This is a genomic window from Denitrobaculum tricleocarpae, assembly GCF_007004665.1.
GTDB lineage: Bacteria > Pseudomonadota > Alphaproteobacteria > Kiloniellales > Kiloniellaceae > Denitrobaculum > Denitrobaculum tricleocarpae.
Genome location: NZ_ML660053.1, coordinates 499,335 through 515,723 on the forward strand (window position 1 = coordinate 499,335; position 16,389 = coordinate 515,723).

At 58.5% G+C, this 16,389-nt stretch carries 16 protein-coding genes; 5 read left to right on the forward strand and 11 right to left on the reverse strand.

The window, feature by feature from the left end; all coding sequences use genetic code 11:
* Nucleotide 1: 1 nt before the first annotated feature.
* The 3 genes from FKG95_RS07150 to FKG95_RS07160 all read right to left on the reverse strand — a co-directional run bounded on the left by FKG95_RS07150 (nt 2) and on the right by FKG95_RS07160 (nt 1,922).
* Complete coding sequence (locus tag FKG95_RS07150) at nt 2–331, reverse strand: chaperone modulator CbpM (RefSeq protein ID WP_142895634.1); 330 nt, start codon at nt 329–331, stop codon at nt 2–4.
* A 71-nt stretch (nt 332–402) separates the two neighbouring features.
* Complete coding sequence (locus FKG95_RS07155; protein WP_142895635.1) at nt 403–1,320, reverse strand: DnaJ C-terminal domain-containing protein; 918 nt, start codon at nt 1,318–1,320, stop codon at nt 403–405.
* A 122-nt stretch (nt 1,321–1,442) separates the two neighbouring features.
* Nucleotides 1,443–1,922: an RT0821/Lpp0805 family surface protein gene (locus FKG95_RS07160; RefSeq protein ID WP_142895636.1), complete on the reverse strand. Its 480-nt coding sequence runs from the start codon at nt 1,920–1,922 to the stop codon at nt 1,443–1,445.
* Between the two features lie 442 nt (nt 1,923–2,364).
* Between FKG95_RS07160 and pdxH the strand changes: the two genes are divergently transcribed.
* The 5 genes from pdxH to FKG95_RS07185 all read left to right on the forward strand — a co-directional run bounded on the left by pdxH (nt 2,365) and on the right by FKG95_RS07185 (nt 6,439).
* On the forward strand, nt 2,365–2,958 hold the full coding sequence (pdxH, locus tag FKG95_RS07165) for a pyridoxamine 5'-phosphate oxidase (RefSeq protein WP_142895637.1): 594 nt from the start codon (nt 2,365–2,367) through the stop codon (nt 2,956–2,958).
* Between the two features lie 53 nt (nt 2,959–3,011).
* The gene (locus tag FKG95_RS07170) at nt 3,012–3,983 is read left to right on the forward strand and encodes a cation diffusion facilitator family transporter (RefSeq protein ID WP_142895638.1); all 972 of its coding nucleotides are present in this window, start codon (nt 3,012–3,014) and stop codon (nt 3,981–3,983) included.
* Nucleotides 3,984–4,079: 96 nt separating this feature from the next.
* A complete protein-coding gene (locus FKG95_RS07175) occupies nt 4,080–4,949 on the forward strand; it encodes a universal stress protein (protein WP_142895639.1) in 870 nt (289 codons plus the stop codon).
* 158 nt (nt 4,950–5,107) lie between these two features.
* The gene (locus FKG95_RS07180; protein ID WP_142895640.1) at nt 5,108–5,530 is read left to right on the forward strand and encodes a hypothetical protein; all 423 of its coding nucleotides are present in this window, start codon (nt 5,108–5,110) and stop codon (nt 5,528–5,530) included.
* Between the two features lie 162 nt (nt 5,531–5,692).
* A complete protein-coding gene (locus tag FKG95_RS07185) occupies nt 5,693–6,439 on the forward strand; it encodes an SDR family NAD(P)-dependent oxidoreductase (RefSeq protein WP_142895641.1) in 747 nt (248 codons plus the stop codon).
* A gap of 94 nt (nt 6,440–6,533) precedes the next feature.
* On the opposite strand, the gene FKG95_RS07190 is transcribed toward FKG95_RS07185, so the two are convergent.
* From FKG95_RS07190 to FKG95_RS07225, 8 genes are all read right to left on the reverse strand, one after another.
* Nucleotides 6,534–7,076 carry a hypothetical protein gene (locus FKG95_RS07190; protein WP_142895642.1) on the reverse strand — a complete coding sequence of 181 codons (543 nt, stop codon included), beginning with the start codon at nt 7,074–7,076 and terminating at the stop codon, nt 6,534–6,536.
* A 277-nt stretch (nt 7,077–7,353) separates the two neighbouring features.
* Nucleotides 7,354–7,773 carry a GFA family protein gene (locus FKG95_RS07195; RefSeq protein ID WP_142895643.1) on the reverse strand — a complete coding sequence of 140 codons (420 nt, stop codon included), beginning with the start codon at nt 7,771–7,773 and terminating at the stop codon, nt 7,354–7,356.
* A 290-nt stretch (nt 7,774–8,063) separates the two neighbouring features.
* Nucleotides 8,064–8,966 carry an ABC transporter permease gene (locus tag FKG95_RS07200; protein ID WP_142895644.1) on the reverse strand — a complete coding sequence of 301 codons (903 nt, stop codon included), beginning with the start codon at nt 8,964–8,966 and terminating at the stop codon, nt 8,064–8,066.
* A gap of 7 nt (nt 8,967–8,973) precedes the next feature.
* Nucleotides 8,974–10,233, reverse strand: a complete 1,260-nt coding sequence (locus FKG95_RS07205) for an ABC transporter permease (protein ID WP_142895645.1) — start codon at nt 10,231–10,233, stop codon at nt 8,974–8,976.
* A gap of 151 nt (nt 10,234–10,384) precedes the next feature.
* Nucleotides 10,385–11,464, reverse strand: a complete 1,080-nt coding sequence (locus tag FKG95_RS07210) for an ABC transporter substrate-binding protein (RefSeq protein ID WP_142895646.1) — start codon at nt 11,462–11,464, stop codon at nt 10,385–10,387.
* 194 nt (nt 11,465–11,658) lie between these two features.
* Nucleotides 11,659–12,753: an ABC transporter ATP-binding protein gene (locus tag FKG95_RS07215; protein WP_142895647.1), complete on the reverse strand. Its 1,095-nt coding sequence runs from the start codon at nt 12,751–12,753 to the stop codon at nt 11,659–11,661.
* A 348-nt stretch (nt 12,754–13,101) separates the two neighbouring features.
* Nucleotides 13,102–14,313 (reverse strand): 5-aminolevulinate synthase, encoded by a 1,212-nt coding sequence (gene hemA, locus FKG95_RS07220; RefSeq protein ID WP_142895648.1) that lies wholly within the window; start codon nt 14,311–14,313, stop codon nt 13,102–13,104.
* Nucleotides 14,314–14,734: 421 nt separating this feature from the next.
* Complete coding sequence (locus FKG95_RS07225) at nt 14,735–16,126, reverse strand: aspartate aminotransferase family protein (protein ID WP_142895649.1); 1,392 nt, start codon at nt 16,124–16,126, stop codon at nt 14,735–14,737.
* Nucleotides 16,127–16,389: the final 263 nt, after the last annotated feature.

The following is a 16,389-nucleotide window of genomic DNA, read 5'->3' on the forward strand; positions in this document are numbered from 1 at the left end:
GCTAACTCTCGGACGATCCGCGTAGGTTTTCTTCCAGCATCTCCCGGGCGTCTTCCGGGAGCTCCTGGATCGCGCCATTGAGCTGCTCCAGGGCCCGGCGCAGGCCGTAAACCTGATCGAGCAGGCGCAGGACCACAGGCATGGCCTCCTCGTTGACTCCTATATCGCGCCGCAACTCGGCGATCAGCTTGACGCGGGCGAAGTCGTCCTCGTCAAAGTGATATTCGCCGTCCTGTTCACTCGGCAGGACCCAGTTCTGTTCAATCCAGATGGTTATTTCCGACGCGGTGACGTCGAACTCTGTGACCAGATCATCTACGCTTCTGAGCATCTGTGGCCCCGTACTTTCTTTGTTTCCGCTCTGTTGTATCTCGCCGCCATATCCGGGCGCCAGATTGCTTTCTAGCTCAGATCGGTTTTGGCGCGCGGATTGTATTTGTTGTTTTCCGACCAGGTTTCGATGAAGTTCTTGAATTCATCGTTCGGAGCTTCCGGCAAGACGACCCGCAGCTTCACCAGTTGATCGCCCGCGGCTTTGTCGCCTCTTCCGGGGATGCCTTTGCCCTTCAGGCGCAAGGTCGTGCCGGAGTTCGAGCCGGGCGGGATTTTCATGGAAACCTTACCGGCCATGGTCGGCACGGTGATGGCGGCCCCCAGCACCGCCTCGGGCAGGGAGACCGGCAGGTCCAGGGTGATGTTCATGCCGTCGCGGGAGAAATGCGGATGACCGCGCACGGTGACTTCGATGAGCGCGTCGCCGCTGGGCGCGCCGCCGACACCGGCCATGCCCTGACCCTTAAGACGCAGGCTTTGTCCGTCCTCGGTTCCAGGAGGGATGCGAATATCGAGGGTTTTGCCCTCGCCAAGCCGAATACGCTTGGTGGCCCCTGCCGCCGCTTCCATGAAGTCGACGTCCACCGCATAAGAGACATCCGCGCCTTTGCGCCGCACGGAGTGGGTCCGTCTCTGCGAGCGGCCGCCGCCAAAGAGGTCGGAAAAAATGTCACCGACGCCCACGTCTTCGCCGAAGTCGTAGCGGCTGTATTTTTGGCTATCACCGGCCCGCTGACGGTAGAATCCGCCCTGCCAGCCCGTGTCTTGTCCGGAGCTGTCGATCTGGCCCGCGTCGAACTTCTTTCGCTTTTCAGCGTCGCCCAGAATGCCATAGGCCTGCGAGACCTCTTTGAACTGTTGTTCGATGGCCTCGTTGCCCGGGTTGAGGTCTGGGTGCAGTTTTTTGGCCAGCTTTCTGTAGGCCGACTTGATCTCATCGGCAGTCGCCGTTTTGGAGACGTTCAGGGTCTTGTAAGGGTCTTTCATTCCGTGTTCTATCGCCGTTTTCGCTTGTTGCGTGGCCGTATTCCCTGCAAGGCAGTTCCCTTGCTGCGCGATTGGTTCTGTCTCGAGTGCTTCAGTCGTGGCGTCAGCTTATGCCCTAGCGCTTAAGACTGGATTTGCCAAGAGCCATCGGGCTGCCTGCAGGCCACGCCGTAAGCAGTTTCGGCTTCGCCTCCGACGGTTACTTCTTGCTGGAATTCACGGCAGTAGTTGCCATTTTCCGCCGTTCCCTCGCGGGTGGGCGTGACGGTTCCCGAGTTTCCGCTGTCCGGATTGTTCCAGCTGATCTGCTGACCGATCGGTGCGGTCGTTGCCTGGGTATAGGCTCTTTCGGCTTTTTCCTTATCCGCATCATCCAGGGACCGTCCGAGTTCACTGCCGACCAATGCGCCGAGCAAAGCACCGGCGGCTGTTGCAACCAACTGACCGGAGCCACTGCCGACCTGGGAGCCGATAACGGCCCCGCCGACGCCGCCAATGACGCCGCCGATGGTCTGCTTCGTGCCTGGCCCGTCGCCATCGTTCGAGCAGGCGGCGGTCATTAGAGCGAGCAGGGTGACAGCTGCTAAGGATTTGATCTTCATCTCAGTCATCTTTCAATCTGCGCCATGCGGCGTTTCAGCTTTTTGTTCCGCAACATGAGAGCGTGAGCCGAAGCCTTTGTCATTCTGGGCCGGAAGCGATCGCTCTCCTGAGTTGGTGCTTACGAGGAGACTATCGCCTCTTCGCCGGAAAATCATCCTTTTGCGGGAAATACCAGCGGGGGCGGCAGCCTCGTCACGATCAAGCGTCCGGAATAAGCTCCTCTTGAGCGGCGGGAGGATGCCCCTCTGCTTTAGAAGCTGTATTCAAGGCGAATGACGCTTTAAGCTTTGTCGCGCATATGGCAATGCAGGACTGTTGCGTCAATCCAATTGTAACTGCTGTAATCCGGGCCAGGGCGATTGCCGCGGCCGAACGGCGGCGGCATTCCAAGCGGAAAAAGCCATTTTTTCAGGTTGAAGCTGGTAGAAGAGAAAGCGAAACATGATCCGAGACACGACGCCTGGTGACCCTTTTAAGCTGTTCGACACCTGGCTTGAGGAGGCAGGAGAGAGCGAAATCAATGACCCAACCGCCATGAGCCTGGCGACGGTGGGGCCCGACGGCATGCCCAGTTCGCGGATGGTATTGCTGAAGGGTGTCGATTCGCGCGGATTTGTTTTCTACACCAACTTCGAAAGCCGGAAGGGCGAGCAGCTGCAAGCGAACATGAAAGCAGCTTTATTGTTTCATTGGAAATCGTTACGGCGCTGTGTTCGTATTGAAGGTGAAGTCGAGATTGTGACCTGCGAGGAAGCGGACGCCTACTTCGCGAGCCGTCCGCGCCAGAGTCAGATCGGCGCCTGGGCCAGTCAGCAATCGCGGCCGCTCGAGGGGCGGTTCGAGCTGGAGAAACGGGTTGCCATCTATGCGGCGAAACATGCCGTCGGCACTGTTCCAAGGCCTGACTACTGGTCGGGGTTCCGGGTTCTGCCCCAGCGCATCGAGTTCTGGCAGGATGGCGCCTTTCGCCTGCACGACCGGCTGGTCTACAACCGGAGTGGCGAGAGCTGGACGACGGAGCGCCTCTATCCCTGATGATGGATGGCGCGACATGATCACCTGATGGGTTTGAAGTGGGTTCAGACAGAATGGAAGATCGCGAGGCGCCTGGATCGCCACGGACCGACTCGCACGCTGAGTCTGCGAACCGCCGCGCGGCCCGGCTCTTAAGACTTGCAACCTATGCCTCCGTTGCGACTGCCTTAAGTCTCGTCGCCATCAAGCTCGGCGCCTGGTGGGTCACGCACTCGGTCAGCCTGCTGTCCACCCTGGTGGATTCGATGCTCGATGTTGCGGTCTCGGTCATCAACCTTTTCGCAATCAGGGCCGCCTTGATTCCCGCGGACTCAGATCACCGTTTCGGTCACGGAAAGGCCGAGCCGCTCGCGGCACTGGGGCAGGCCGCTTTTATAGGTGGATCGGCGGTCTTCCTGCTGCTTGAGGTCAGTCAGCGGTTTATCGAACCGCGTGCCATCGAGGCCACCGGCATCGGCATTGCAGTGATGGTCGTATCGATCATCGCGACCCTGGTCTTGCTGCAATACCAAAAGTACGTGGTTCGGGAGACCGGGTCTCTGGTTATTGAAGCCAACGCCCTCAATTTCACGGTCGACATTTTAGTCAATGCCAGCGTCATTGCCGCGCTGATTATGGTTTCTCAACTTGGCTGGCTTCTGGCCGACCCGGTTTTCGGCCTGGGTATTGGCGCGTACATCCTTTGGAGCGCCTGGAAGCTGATGCGCTCAGCACTGGACATGCTGATGGACCGGGAACTGGCAGACGAAGAGCGCGCGGAAATCAGCCGGATTATACTGGATGATGCGGATGTCCTCGGGATCCACGATCTGCGCACACGCTCGTCGGGCCGACAGATTTTCGTGCAATGCCATGTCGAGTTGGACGGACAGATGTCGTTGGCTACGGCGCACGCGGTGACCGACCGGATTGAAGCCCGGTTGTCAGAGAGCTTTCCAAATGCGGAGATCTTCTTTCACCAGGACCCCTCTGCAGCCGACACGCAGGACGACGCGCAGGCCGGAGGCTTGCATACCCAACAATGAAACCTCGTAAATCAGCTTGATTTAAGTCATATTGGTTGCGGCGGTGCCGCCATAAAATGCCTTCATGACAACCTTTGGGATGAACTGGAGAGCGCAATGGTCCTGTCAAAACTGCTTGCTATCGTCGATGGGACGCCCGCATCCGAGCGTGCGCTATCGGCGGCTCTGAGCCTGGGGCAGGCCTTCGCCTGCCGTGTGGATGCTCTTCACGTAGAAGTCGATCCGGAAGCCTCAATCCCAATTCTCGGCGATGGTATGTCCGGGGCTGTCGTCTCGCAAATGATCGACAGTTTGCGGGAGACGTCAGCAAAGCGGCGCGAACAGGCATCGCAGATTTTCGACGCTCTCTGCACCCGGCCTGGGCTCGCGGTTGTGGAGCCCTCTCAGGCGCTCAAGCAAGGCGAATTCGGTGTCAGCTTTACCCATGTTGTCGGGGTCGAGGCGGATGAGATCTCTATACGTGGTGTTCTCGCCGACCTGACAATTCTGGCCCGGCCTGAGATCGATAGCGATCTCGACCTCTCGCAAAGTCTGGATGCCGCGATTTTCGATACGGGACGGCCAGTTTTGCTGATCCCCACCGAACCGCCGGCGCAGTTGCTGAAAACGGTTGCGATCGCCTGGAACGGCTCGCGGGAATCCGCGCGCGCTGTTGCCATCGCTTTGCCGGTCTTGAAGCAGGCCGAAAAGGTGGTCGTGATCACCGCGCGCGAGTCAGCGGTCAAGGCCGGGCCCAGCGAGCTCACAAACTATTTGGCCGGGCACGGTGTCGAGGCGAAAACCTGGGCCTTCACGCCGGGCGAGGACTCGATCGGGAATTCCATTCTGATTGAAGCGAGCAAAGCGAATGCCGATATGCTGGTCATGGGCGCGTACGGACACAGCCGTTTCAGGGAAATGATCCTGGGTGGGGCGACCCGGAGTGTCGTAAACGATGCGCAAATACCGGTCTTCCTGGCGCATTAATTCCGGGTATGCCAGCAGTGTCGAGGCGTCTGTTCTCGCTTGATAGGATGGCGCGGCTCAATTCTCCACCAGAGGCAGGCTTTCAGGCTCTAAAACGACTTTGAGAGGTCGGCTGCACCAGAGCGCAATCTTAGAGGACGGCAAGTGAGGATGACGGTATGACACTGACGAAAGTACGCATGGAACTGGCTCGCGATCATGATTTTCCGCAGGGCAGCAACCTGCATGGCTATGAGTTCACCGCGCCTCTGAACGATGAGGGGCATATCGATGCCGAGGGATGGCGCAAAGACCGCAAACGCTGCATCGTTCGCCGTTTCTGGGCCGGGGAAGACGATCAGACGGGCCATCTGATCCATACCAAGGGAAGATCCTGGGTCTTTCACTATGACATCTCGACCGGCGACGCTGACAACCGCGCGACCTTCAACGGGGTCGGCGTGAACGAACCCGGCGACGATGAAGCCGGTTTTAAGTTCGATCACCATGTCTTTCGCGAGGGCGAGTATGTCTCGGTCCATGAACAGGACGGCTCCATGCGGACGTTCCGGGTCGTCAGAACCATCCCCGTCTTGACGTAGTTTTTTCCCGACGTGAGTCCTGTGCGCCCTGGGCAGAGGATCAGGGGGAAGACGCTGGCGAAAGTGCGAAAACATCCAAGCTCTCTCAAGGTCACGATCGAAAAGACAAGTTGGGTCGCGTGAGGGGCTGGTGGTTGCCCGCGGATTGAGTATTATTCGCAAATGACAGCAAACTCAGATCGAAAGACCATGATCCTGACCGGTGCGAGCCGTGGGATCGGCCACTCCACTGTCCAGCGGTTCAGCAACGAGGGCTGGCAGGTCATCACCTGTTCGCGTGACGTGATTCCCATGGAGTGTCAGCGGGATCCGAACTGGACGCATCACATTACGGCTGACTTGGCGGAAACCGGCAGCACAGAAGCTTTCGTGGCCGAAGCCGTTGGCCTGCTTGGCGACGGCCCCCTCCATGCACTGGTGAACAATGCCGCTGTTTCGCCCAAGACGCCTTTTAAGGAACGCCTGGGCTGTTTAAACGGCGACGTCACGACCTGGAGAGAGGTTTTCGAACTCAATTTCTTTGTGCCGCTGATGTTGGCGCGCGGCTTCGCCACGCATCTCGGGCGCGGTGCCGGCAGCGTCGTCAACATCACCTCGATCGCCGGTCACGGTGTGCATCCCTTCGCCGGCTCGGCCTATTCGACATCGAAGGCCGCGCTGTCGGCTCTGACCCGCGAGCTTGCCGTCGAGATGGCGGGGCTTGGGGTCCGGGTGAATGCAGTCGCACCCGGTGAGATCGAAACGGCGATGGTCGGGGAAGAATACGAAGCGCTGATTCCACGCATCCCGATGCAGCGTATGGGGGAGCCCTCGGAGGTGGCCTCGGCGGTCTACCAGCTCTGCACTGCCGATTTCGGTTATGTCACAGGAACGGAAGTTTTCGTAACTGGCGGGCAGCATCTCTACTGATCCCGGGATCTCGCGCGAGCGACCGAACGCAGTGGGTACGCGGAACGCTGCAGCAGCGATATTCGTTGGAAAATGGCGGCAGGGTAGTGGGTCGTCAGGCGATGCCGGCGCGAAGTTCCGATAGCCAGTTCAAGCGACCGCGGGCTTGGTCGATATCGTGGTCCAGCCAGGCGGTCAGTTGCCCGCGGCCCTTCGTGTGCTGGGCGCGCAGTTCGGAAAGATGCTCCATCTGACGCTGTGCGAGTTCCTGCAGGATGTCGATCTGGATCAACTGGTCTTCCTTGGAGAGAAGATGTAAAAACCGCATTTTCAGGGCGACAATCAGCTTGCTGACGTCATTGATGGGGGCGCGAGAGTTGGATTTCAGCAAGCGCAGGATCTCTGCCGTGCCGGCTTCCGTGACCGTGAGAAGCGCTGTTTCTTCAGATGCCGCCGCCTCGACAGGCGCAATCAGACGCTCGACCTTGAGGACTTCGAGCGGAGTTCCGACCAGGTCCAGGGAAGGGCCGATAATGTGGCCTGTGAACTGCTTAACTTCCTGCGCAAGCTGCGCATAAGTCAGGGGAGATTCCGTCAGGCAACCCAACGCGAGCAGCCGGACGGCTTCGGTCGGTACAAGAGTGTTATCGCGATACATCAGCAGTGCCCTCTTATGACACTCTATATCTAGTTCATTAAGCTTTGCTTGTCTAGTGTTTGCAATTGCGACGCATTCTTAATTTGTGCGGTAAACAGATTCTCGCAAAGCTCCAGGCACCTGTTCAAGGCTGTGACGACCGCGACGCTACAACATCATTCCAGATTTGACGGCGTAGTTGCAAATACAAGGCTATCGCCAGGGCTGTCCTAATTCCTAGCGTCTCACACGGGGAGCCATGGCGGCTTGGGACCGAGCCTTCGGCGAGAAAGGTGCATTACCAAGGCGTGCTGCCGCTGATCGTCAGTGCCGTGCGTCTATATCCGAACGGGCCTTCCCCAACCCAGTCCTTGCCGTTAGGGAACCGAACCTCGACGCCCTCCAGTTCATCAGGGTCGAACAGCCTCATGTTCACACCCATTTGGTCGACCGACGGGTTTTGATCTTTGAAGGACTTTGTCAGGACCCAGTGTGTGGTGGTCGCACAGGTCTCACAGGAATGGATCTCGACGCTGGGGGGATTTTTATCAGGGCGCGAGATCGAAAAGGTCTTGCCGCTCGTCTGGACCGAAGCGGACGGGAAGTAACCCCAGGCGCCACCGGCCTTGCGGCAGAGGCTGCAATTGCAATCGTTTATAAACTCAGGTTTGGCATCGATCGTAACGCTCGCTTCGCCACAGAGACATTTACCCGTCATTCTTCCCTCCTCTCGGCCGCAACGGCATGTAGCGTCGACGCGGCCCATTTTCAGACGCATGGAGGCATTAGCACGACTGGTTCCGATTGTCTGCTTCGGATCAACGCTGCCCTTAGCTTGTGTTCCCGGGGACGCACGAATTCGATGGATTCCGAGCCAAGGTTAAGGCGTCGGGAAATATGATGACCATGAACTCAAGAGCCGATTGATCCGGTGGCGTCCCTTTGACGGTGCCATGCCGGAACACCGGGGCTCAGAACCTGCGCCCTGATATTTCGCGTCGTCTCAACCTAGGATTCCTGCACCCCGCGCAGGCGGTCGTTTCTGCGCCGCAAGAGTTCGAGCACCGTCATCAACAGCACGGAGAAGATAATCAGCATGGTGGCGACCGCCAGGATCGTCGGGCTGATCTGCTCGCGGATACCGGCCCACATCTGGCGGGGAACCGTGCGCTGCTCGAAGCCGGAAATGAAGAGCACCACGACGACTTCATCAAACGAGGTGATAAAGGCGAAGAGGGCGCCTGAGATCACGCCCGGCAGGATGAGAGGCACGATAATCTTGAAGAAGGTCGTCGTCGGATTGGCCCCCAGGCTCGCGGAGGCCCGGGTCAGGCTATGATCGAAACCCACCAGGGTTGCTGTTACGGTGATCACGACGAAAGGCGTGCCCAGCGCGGCATGTGCAAGAATGATACCCGGAAAGCTCTGGGTCAGGCAGGCGCGTTCCTCGAGCATCCCGAAGGACCACTCGGGCGGAATGCAAACGCCGGAGTAAAAGAAATACATGCCTGCCGCGGAGATGATCAGGGGCACGATCATCGGAGAGATCAGGATGCCCATGATCGCGCCGCGGCCCGGAAGGTTGGAGCGACTCAATCCCAAGGCCGCCAGAGTTCCCAGGCCGGTTGCCAGGAACGTCGCGAAGAAAGCGATAATGAAGCTGTTCTTGATCGAAAACAGCCATTGCTCATTGTTCAGGATGTCCTGATACCAGCGGGTTGAATAGGCTGTGGACTCGAAGGCAAGCATGCCCGGGCTGAAGGTGAAGTAGGGCTCCGCGTTGAACGACAGGGGAATGATCACCAGGATCGGCAGGATCAGGAACAGGAAGATCAGTCCGCAAAGGAAGCGGAAGCTGTAATGCCAGATTTTGCCCATCGGACCGACATAGGGAGGGATCGCAGTTGCCATCTATCGATTATCCCAGCTTCATGTTGTCGATGCCGACAAGTCGGTTATAGAGCCAATAGAGCGCCAAGACGCCGGCGAGCAGGATACCGCCCAAGGCTGCGGCAAGCCCCCAGTTGAGAGACTGCTGCATGTGATAGGCGATGAAGTTACTGATCAGCTGCCCCGTGCGGCCGCCGACAAGAGCCGGCGTGATGTAGTAGCCGATGGCCAGAATGAACACGAGGATCGAGCCTGCACCGATACCCGGGATGGTCTGCGGGAAGTAGACCGTCCAGAAGGCCCGTGCCGGTGTGGCGCCAAGCGACTTGGCGGCGCGCATGTAGCTGGGGGAGATCGTCTTCATGACCGAGAAAAGCGGCAGCACCATGAAGGGCAGCAGGATGTGCACCATGGCCACGACCGTGCCGGTCATGTTGTAGATCATCTGTATCCGCCCATCGTCTCCGATGATCCCGGTCCACACCAGGATATCGTTGAGCACACCTTCGGTTTGGAGCAGTACGATCCAGGAGGACGTCCGCACCAACAGCGATGTCCAGAAGGGCAGAAGCACCAGTATCATCAAAAGATTACTGGTCTTGGTGGGCAGGATCGCCATCAGATAGGCGATCGGATAGGCCAGCAGGACGCAGAGCGCGGTGATCAGAAGGCTGACCCACAGCGTGCGCACAAACAACGGCACGTATATTTGCCGGGACTCCGGCTGATCGACGATCGCCCCCTCGACGTTATAGGTCTTGTCGATGGCGGCGAGGTAATAGGAGAGGGTGTAAGGCTCCGCCAGGCGCTTCATGACCGACCAGGTTTCAGGCTGACTCCAGCGCTTGTCGAGCGCGACCAGATCCGCCTTCGTCGGCTCGGTCTCCAAACGTCTGAGATTTCGCCCGGCTTTCGTGACCAGGCTGCGCGAACCCGCCAGTTCGTAGTTGAGCCGGGTCGCGACCTTGCCGAGGGAGCGTTCTTTGGCCGCAGCGGCAAACTCGCGCGCCATGGAGTCATAGATTTCGTCGCCCGGAAGGCCTTCTCCATCCCATGCGCGCAGCATCTCCGCGGTTTCGGGGAGAATTTCCGATACCGTCGGATTGTCGACACCGCGAAACACCATCAGGGCGATGGGGTAAACAAAGGTAATGAGGATGAAGGCGAGGAGGGGAAGGACTAACGCAAGGGCGCGCATCCGGTTGCGGCGCTCCGCGCGGGCCAAACTGAGTTTTAGCGGAACCCCCGCCGCATCCAGCATGGGGCCGCTTGTATCAACCTGTGCCATTCAAATTCCCCAGGACCAGTAACCGCAAAAAAAAACAAACAGATCGAGAAACTGGCAAACAAACGAACAAAAAACGGAATAGACTTCGGTGCCGGGAATGGCGGGAACCCCGTAAGGTTCCCGCCGACCCGAGACGGTTTATGCCGTCAGATTACTTCGCGAGCCACGCAGCGAAACGCTCGTTCAACTCGTCCGCGTTGTCAGCCCAGAACTCAAAGTCGTTCTGCAGGGCCGCTTTGAAGTTTTCCGGTGCCGTCGGCATGTGCGGCTTTACGTCGTCCGCGACCAGCGGGAAGGAAGACTTTCGAACCGGACCATAAGAGATCCACTTGGACTGGTCGGCCAGGCGCTGGGTGTCGGTCGAGAACTTTACGAAGTCCAGAGTGGCTTCCATGTCTTTCGCACCCTTCGGGATCACCCAAAGGTCCAGATCCCAGACCTGTCCGTCCCAGATGATTTCGAACGGCTTCTTCTCGGTAAAGATCGCGTTGAAGAGGCGGCCGTTGTAAGCCGAAGCGATCGAGACTTCACCGTCGGCCAGCATCTGCGGCGGCTGTGCACCGGCTTCCCACCAGATCACATCGTCTTTGATGGTATCCAGCTTCGCGAAGGCGCGATCGACACCCTCCGGCGTGCTGAGAACCTCGTAGACCTGCTCAAGCGGAACACCATCCGCCATCAGGGCCCATTCCAGGTTCACTTTCGGGTTTTTACGCAATCCGCGTTTGCCCGGGAACTTTTCGGTGTCGAAAAGATCCGCGATCTCGGTCGGCTTTTCGTTCGGATATTTCGAGGCATCGAAGGCAAAGACCGTCGACCAGACGATCGTGCCGACGGAACACTCGGTGAGAGTGTTGGGCAGGAAGTCGTCCGCAGCCGGCGTGCCATCCGGTGCGGGCGGCAGGATCGAGTGATCAATCGGTTCCAGAATGCCTTCGTCACAACCCCGGACCGCGTCGGAGAGTTCAACGTCGACCAGATTCCAGGTGACGTTGCCGGCTTCCACCTGCGCGCGGACCTGGGCGAGACCGCCGTTATAGTCCTCGGAGTTGATCTTGATGCCGGTGTTTTCCGTAAAAGGCTTGTGATAAGCCTCGACCTGGCTCTTGGTGTAGGCGCCGCCCCAGGACACGATGGTCAGGGAATCCGCTGCTGTGGCAGGTCCGGCCGCGTAGGCGGCGGCCGAAAGTGCGACAACGGCAGCGCCGGTGTACTTCATCATTGATTTCATGGCTATCATTCTCCCAGTTATTAAGCCTCTGCTACGTACTCTTTGTTCGAACGCTCGGAAGTTGCGGGACATCCTTACCGGTCACCGCGGTGTTTCTTATTGGTTGTTATGCGAGGATTTTTGCATCGCTTTCAGCCTTTTCAGTCTCTACCGGACTCAAACCCGCTGTGTTTCTTTTGCGCGTCCAGTGCTCTCTATGCGTCCAGAGCTCTGCAGTCTTCCGCCTGCCAGCCGACCTTGACCGTCTCGCCGGGACGAAGGTGCACGTGGCCAGCGGAGTTCGGGACCTTGACGATGAAGTCATCGTGGCCGCAGACCGAGACCCGCGTGCGCATGTGATCGCCGAGATAAATGAGTTCCTCAACGCGCGCGTCGAAAACATTCGGGCAAACGCCGTCCGAGGGGTTCACCATGACCCGTTCGGGGCGCAGTGAGAGGGACGAGCGGCTGCCGATGCCGTCGATGTTCACCGGCACGGCCTTGACCTCTCCGCTGCCGTCGACCTCTACCGTGCAGGTCGCACCGTTTACGCCTGTGACCTTGCCCGACAGCTTATTATTCTCGCCGATGAACTGAGCGACGAAGGAATTTTCGGGCAGCTCGTAGAGCTGGTCGGGCGGGGCCAGTTGCTGAATGACCCCATCGTTAAAGACCGCAACCCGGTCCGACATGGTCAGAGCTTCCGACTGATCATGGGTCACGTAAACGACCGTCACGCCGAGATTGTCGTGGATATGCTTGATCTCGTACTGCATCTGCTCGCGCAGCTGCTTGTCGAGGGCGCCCAGCGGTTCGTCCATCAGGACCAGCTTGGGCTCGAATACCAGGGCGCGCGCCACTGCGACGCGCTGGGCTTGGCCGCCCGAAAGCTGAGCCGGGCGCCGCCCGGCGAAACCGCCAAGCTGCACCATGTCCAGCGCGCGCTCGACACGGGTTTCGATGTCGGCCTTGCTCATCTTGCGCACCACCAGGGGGTAGGCCAGATTTTCTGCCACCGTCATGTGCGGGAAGAGCGCGTAGTTCTGAAAGACCATGCCGATATCGCGTTTGTGCGGCGGCACGTTGTTGATCGACTCTCCGTCGAGGATGATTTTGCCGTGTGTGGCAGTCTCAAACCCGGCCAGCATCATCAAACACGTCGTCTTGCCGGAGCCGGAAGGGCCCAACATGGTCAGAAATTCGCCTTTGGATATGTCGAGATTGAGATTTTTGACGACAAGCACTTCGCCGTCATAGCTTTTCTGGACCTCCTCGAAGCGTACGAGGATTTCTGCGTTCTCAGCCACCATTCAGCCCTGTCCCTGCTGATATCTGGCGGGTCTTCCAGGTCTTGTGCCGTCGTGTACCCGCTCTGTTACGGGTACGCTACGCTAAATCGTCGCCGATTGTCACGCCTTATGCTCAGGTTTTTTCGCGGCGCAAAAAGGTGTTTAAAAATAAGGCTCTACCGGCTGGGTTAGGTAAAACCTTTGCATGCACCCGACCGCAAATGGCCGCCCGAAAAAGTTAAAGTCGCGTGCAAGAGATATTCTCAATAGGCACATTAACAACGTCAATGCGGTCTTGCGATCTGCCACTCCAGGCCGTTTGATTTCCTGGGCAAGGAGTTTGCGGGTCAGAAGACCTTCATCCGTGATTTAGGCCGCGCGGTCCAGCTTAAGGTCTTGCCAGATGTCCAGCAGGGCCTCGACCAGCCGGTCGATATCCGCGTCGCTGTGCAGGGGCGAAGGCGTCAGACGAAGTCTTTCCGTACCGCGCGGCACTGTCGGGTAGTTGATCGGTTGAACGTAAATTCCGTAACTGTCCAACAGCGTATCCGTGACCTGACGGCAGAGGACGGGGTCACCCACCGCGACGGGCACGATATGACTGACCGAGGGCATAACGGGCAGACCGGCGGCAAGCAGGCGCGCTTTTACGGTCGCAGCACGCTCCTGATGGCGCTCGCGTTCGATCGTGCTCGACTTCAGGTGTTTGATGCTCGCGCAGGCCCCGGCAGCGACGGCAGGCGGCAGGGAGGTTGTGAAGATAAAGCCTGATGCAAAGCTTCTGACGAAGTCTACGAGGGCGCTGGAGGCGGCGATGTAGCCGCCAAAGACGCCAAAGGCCTTGCCGAGCGTTCCCTCGATCACGGTCAGGCGGTCCATGAGGCCTTCGCGCTCGGCAACGCCGCCGCCGCGCGGTCCGTATAGGCCGACTGCATGAACTTCGTCCAGGTAGGTCATGGCATTGTGTTTCTCCGCAACATCGCAAAGTTCAGCGATCGGAGCGATATCTCCATCCATGGAGTAAACCGATTCGAAGGCGACGAGTTTGGGACGCGCCGGGTCAATCTCGCTCAAGAGGCGGTCCAGGTCTTCTGGATCGCTGTGCTTGAAAATCTTCCGCTCGGCACGGCTATGGCGAATGCCTTCGATCATCGAAGCATGGTTGAGGGCGTCTGAAAGAACAACGCAGTCGGGCAGGCGGCTGGCCAAAGTGCCCAGGGCCGCCCAGTTCGAGACATAGCCTGAGGTGAAAAGCAGGGCGGCTTCCTTGCCGTGCAGATCGGCAAGTTCGCGCTCCAGCAGGACATGGTAGTGGTTGGTGCCGGAGATATTGCGCGTGCCGCCCGCGCCCGCGCCGCAGCGGTCCACGGCTTCATGAATGGCCGCGATCACCGAAGGATGCTGGCCCATTCCAAGATAATCGTTGGAACACCAGACGGTGACGCTGGTCTGTTCGTCGCCCCGATGATGGGTCGCAGTCGGAAACTGGCCCGCCTGGCGCTCCAGATCCGCGAAGATCCGATAGCGGCCCTCTGTTTTCAGGCCTGAAACTGCGTCTGTGAAGAAGCCTTCGTAGTCCATCTTCATGGTTCCCAACTTGTCGAACGAATGGCAAAACCTGCGTCAGGCCCGCAAATACTCAGTCTTTCAGCAGGCTTTCGAGCAACCCCGAACACTACCAAATGTGAGCCTGGAGTGCAGATTTGTACCCCTAACTTAGCAATATATCTCACTTCTTTCAGTGTCTCCGTGTCCTATGGTCGCATATCTCACGAAGACGTTACTTCGCCTGTGCCATCAAGTTAGACAAGGCCGACGCCAGGCTGGGTTTCTCATGTATTCAGAGAGAAACAGCCGTCTTTGGCGACCGGTTCACCCGGAATATCTGCGCCGGTTCCGGCGTTTTGAAGTGGTTCAAACCCCAGGACTTGGATCAACTCGATGATAGATAGACTATTCCCAACCTATTGAACTTGACTTAAGTCACGTCCTGTCTGGCTTCTCAGTGCGCAGGTGCATCTGCATCCTGCGCCAGCCAATCCTGGGTGTCCTCCAGGGCTTTCCCGAAGCGTTCAAGCATATCGTCCACCTGAGCTTCGGTAATGATCAGGGGCGGCGAGAAGGCCACGCTGTCGCCCAGATTACGCAGGATAAGACCATGAGCCTGGGCACGGCCGACCAGGTAGGCACCGACCTTTCCGATCGGGTCGAACGGCGTCTTGGCGGCTTTGTCGGCCACCAGTTCGACGGCTCCGATCAGTCCGATCCCGCGCACCTCCCCGACGAAGGGGCGGTCTGCAAAACCTCTCAACCCGGCCTGCAGGTGCTGACCCACAGCGCGGGCATGATCGAAAAGTCTCCGTTCTTCGTAAATCTTCAGGGTCTCGAGGGCGACAGCGGCACTGACCGGGTGTCCCGCGTAGGTGTAGCCGTGACCGAAGGTGCCGATTTTCGCGCTGTTGTCCGCAAGGGCCTGATAGACCTTGTCCGCAATCATGACCGCTGAAATCGGCAGGTAGGAAGAACTCAGGGCCTTGGCCATCACCATAATGTCGGGCTTGATTCCAAAGGTGACAGACCCGAAGGATTCGCCCGTGCGGCCAAAGCCGCAGATGACTTCGTCGGCGACCAGCAGAATGTCGTACTTTGCGAGAACGGCCTGGATCTTTTCCCAATAGGTCGCGGGCGGAACGATGACGCCCCCGGCTCCCATCACAGGTTCCGCAATAAAGGCGGCCACCGTTTCCGGGCCTTCCTCCTGGATCATCTGCTCCAGATCCGCGGCCATGCGGGTCGCGAAATCCTCCTCGGTCTCGCCCTCCAGGCCAAAACGGTAATAGTGCGGGCAGGAGGTATGGAGGATATTGGTGATCGGCAGGTCGAAATCGGCGTGGTTGGCCGGCAGGCCGGTCATGCTGCCCGAGGCGACCGTGACGCCGTGGTAACCTTTGATCCGGCTGATAATCTTCTTTTTTTCAGGGCGGTCCAGCGCGTTGTTGTAGTACCAGACGAACTTGACCACGCTGTCGTTTGCTTCCGAGCCTGAATTGGCGAAGGCGACCTTCGACATCTTGACCGGTGCCAGCTCGATCAGCTTTTCGGCGAGGTCGACGCTGGGTGTCGAGACCTTGTGGTTAAAGGCGTGGTAGTAGGGCAGTTCATGCATCTGTTTTGTTGCGGCGTCTATCAGGCGCTGCTCACCAAACCCCAGGGATGTGCTCCACAGACCGGCCATGCCCTCTATATACTCCTGACCCTGCTCGTCGAAGACATGAATGCCTTTGCCCTTCACGATCACCAGCGGTCCTTCGGACTCGTGTTTCCTGGCGTTGGTGTAGGGGTGGAAGTGGTAGGCGATATCCCGGCTAGCGGTCGAATTGGGCAAAGACGTCATCAAATTCTCCAGAAGCTCTACGCCTGCATCCGGGCGTTTATCGTGCTGAATAGGCTCGGTCGAGTTTATCCGGCAGTTATCCGGAACGCCAGATTGCGTGTGGCCGTAAGTTCCTGTTTGCGCGTCTGTAAATTAGCAGCATTCCACACAGAAATACTGAGCATTTTTCCCTGAAGTCGTGAACACCGTGAATCCGCCATTTTATTCATGCGGTTAGGCGAAGATTCTTCCAATCAATTGCTCCGTTTGGTAAAGACCGCGCT

Excerpts from the sequence above, each read along its gene's own strand:
- FKG95_RS07160 (WP_142895636.1), bottom strand. The coding sequence starts at position 1,922 with ATGAAGATCAAATCCTTAGCAGCTGTCACCCTGCTCGCTCTAATGACC.
- FKG95_RS07195 (WP_142895643.1), bottom strand. The coding sequence starts at position 7,773 with ATGACGGGTAAATGTCTCTGTGGCGAAGCGAGCGTTACGATCGATGCC.
- FKG95_RS07225 (WP_142895649.1), bottom strand. The coding sequence starts at position 16,126 with ATGACGTCTTTGCCCAATTCGACCGCTAGCCGGGATATCGCCTACCAC.
- FKG95_RS07215 (WP_142895647.1), bottom strand. The coding sequence starts at position 12,753 with ATGGTGGCTGAGAACGCAGAAATCCTCGTACGCTTCGAGGAGGTCCAG.
- FKG95_RS07205 (WP_142895645.1), bottom strand. The coding sequence starts at position 10,233 with ATGGCACAGGTTGATACAAGCGGCCCCATGCTGGATGCGGCGGGGGTT.
- pdxH (WP_142895637.1), top strand. The coding sequence starts at position 2,365 with ATGATCCGAGACACGACGCCTGGTGACCCTTTTAAGCTGTTCGACACC.
- FKG95_RS07180 (WP_142895640.1), top strand. The coding sequence starts at position 5,108 with ATGACACTGACGAAAGTACGCATGGAACTGGCTCGCGATCATGATTTT.
- FKG95_RS07185 (WP_142895641.1), top strand. The coding sequence starts at position 5,693 with ATGACAGCAAACTCAGATCGAAAGACCATGATCCTGACCGGTGCGAGC.
- FKG95_RS07170 (WP_142895638.1), top strand. The coding sequence starts at position 3,012 with ATGGAAGATCGCGAGGCGCCTGGATCGCCACGGACCGACTCGCACGCT.
- FKG95_RS07200 (WP_142895644.1), bottom strand. The coding sequence starts at position 8,966 with ATGGCAACTGCGATCCCTCCCTATGTCGGTCCGATGGGCAAAATCTGG.
- FKG95_RS07190 (WP_142895642.1), bottom strand. The coding sequence starts at position 7,076 with ATGTATCGCGATAACACTCTTGTACCGACCGAAGCCGTCCGGCTGCTC.
- FKG95_RS07210 (WP_142895646.1), bottom strand. The coding sequence starts at position 11,464 with ATGAAATCAATGATGAAGTACACCGGCGCTGCCGTTGTCGCACTTTCG.
- hemA (WP_142895648.1), bottom strand. The coding sequence starts at position 14,313 with ATGGACTACGAAGGCTTCTTCACAGACGCAGTTTCAGGCCTGAAAACA.
- FKG95_RS07150 (WP_142895634.1), bottom strand. The coding sequence starts at position 331 with ATGCTCAGAAGCGTAGATGATCTGGTCACAGAGTTCGACGTCACCGCG.
- FKG95_RS07175 (WP_142895639.1), top strand. The coding sequence starts at position 4,080 with ATGGTCCTGTCAAAACTGCTTGCTATCGTCGATGGGACGCCCGCATCC.
- FKG95_RS07155 (WP_142895635.1), bottom strand. The coding sequence starts at position 1,320 with ATGAAAGACCCTTACAAGACCCTGAACGTCTCCAAAACGGCGACTGCC.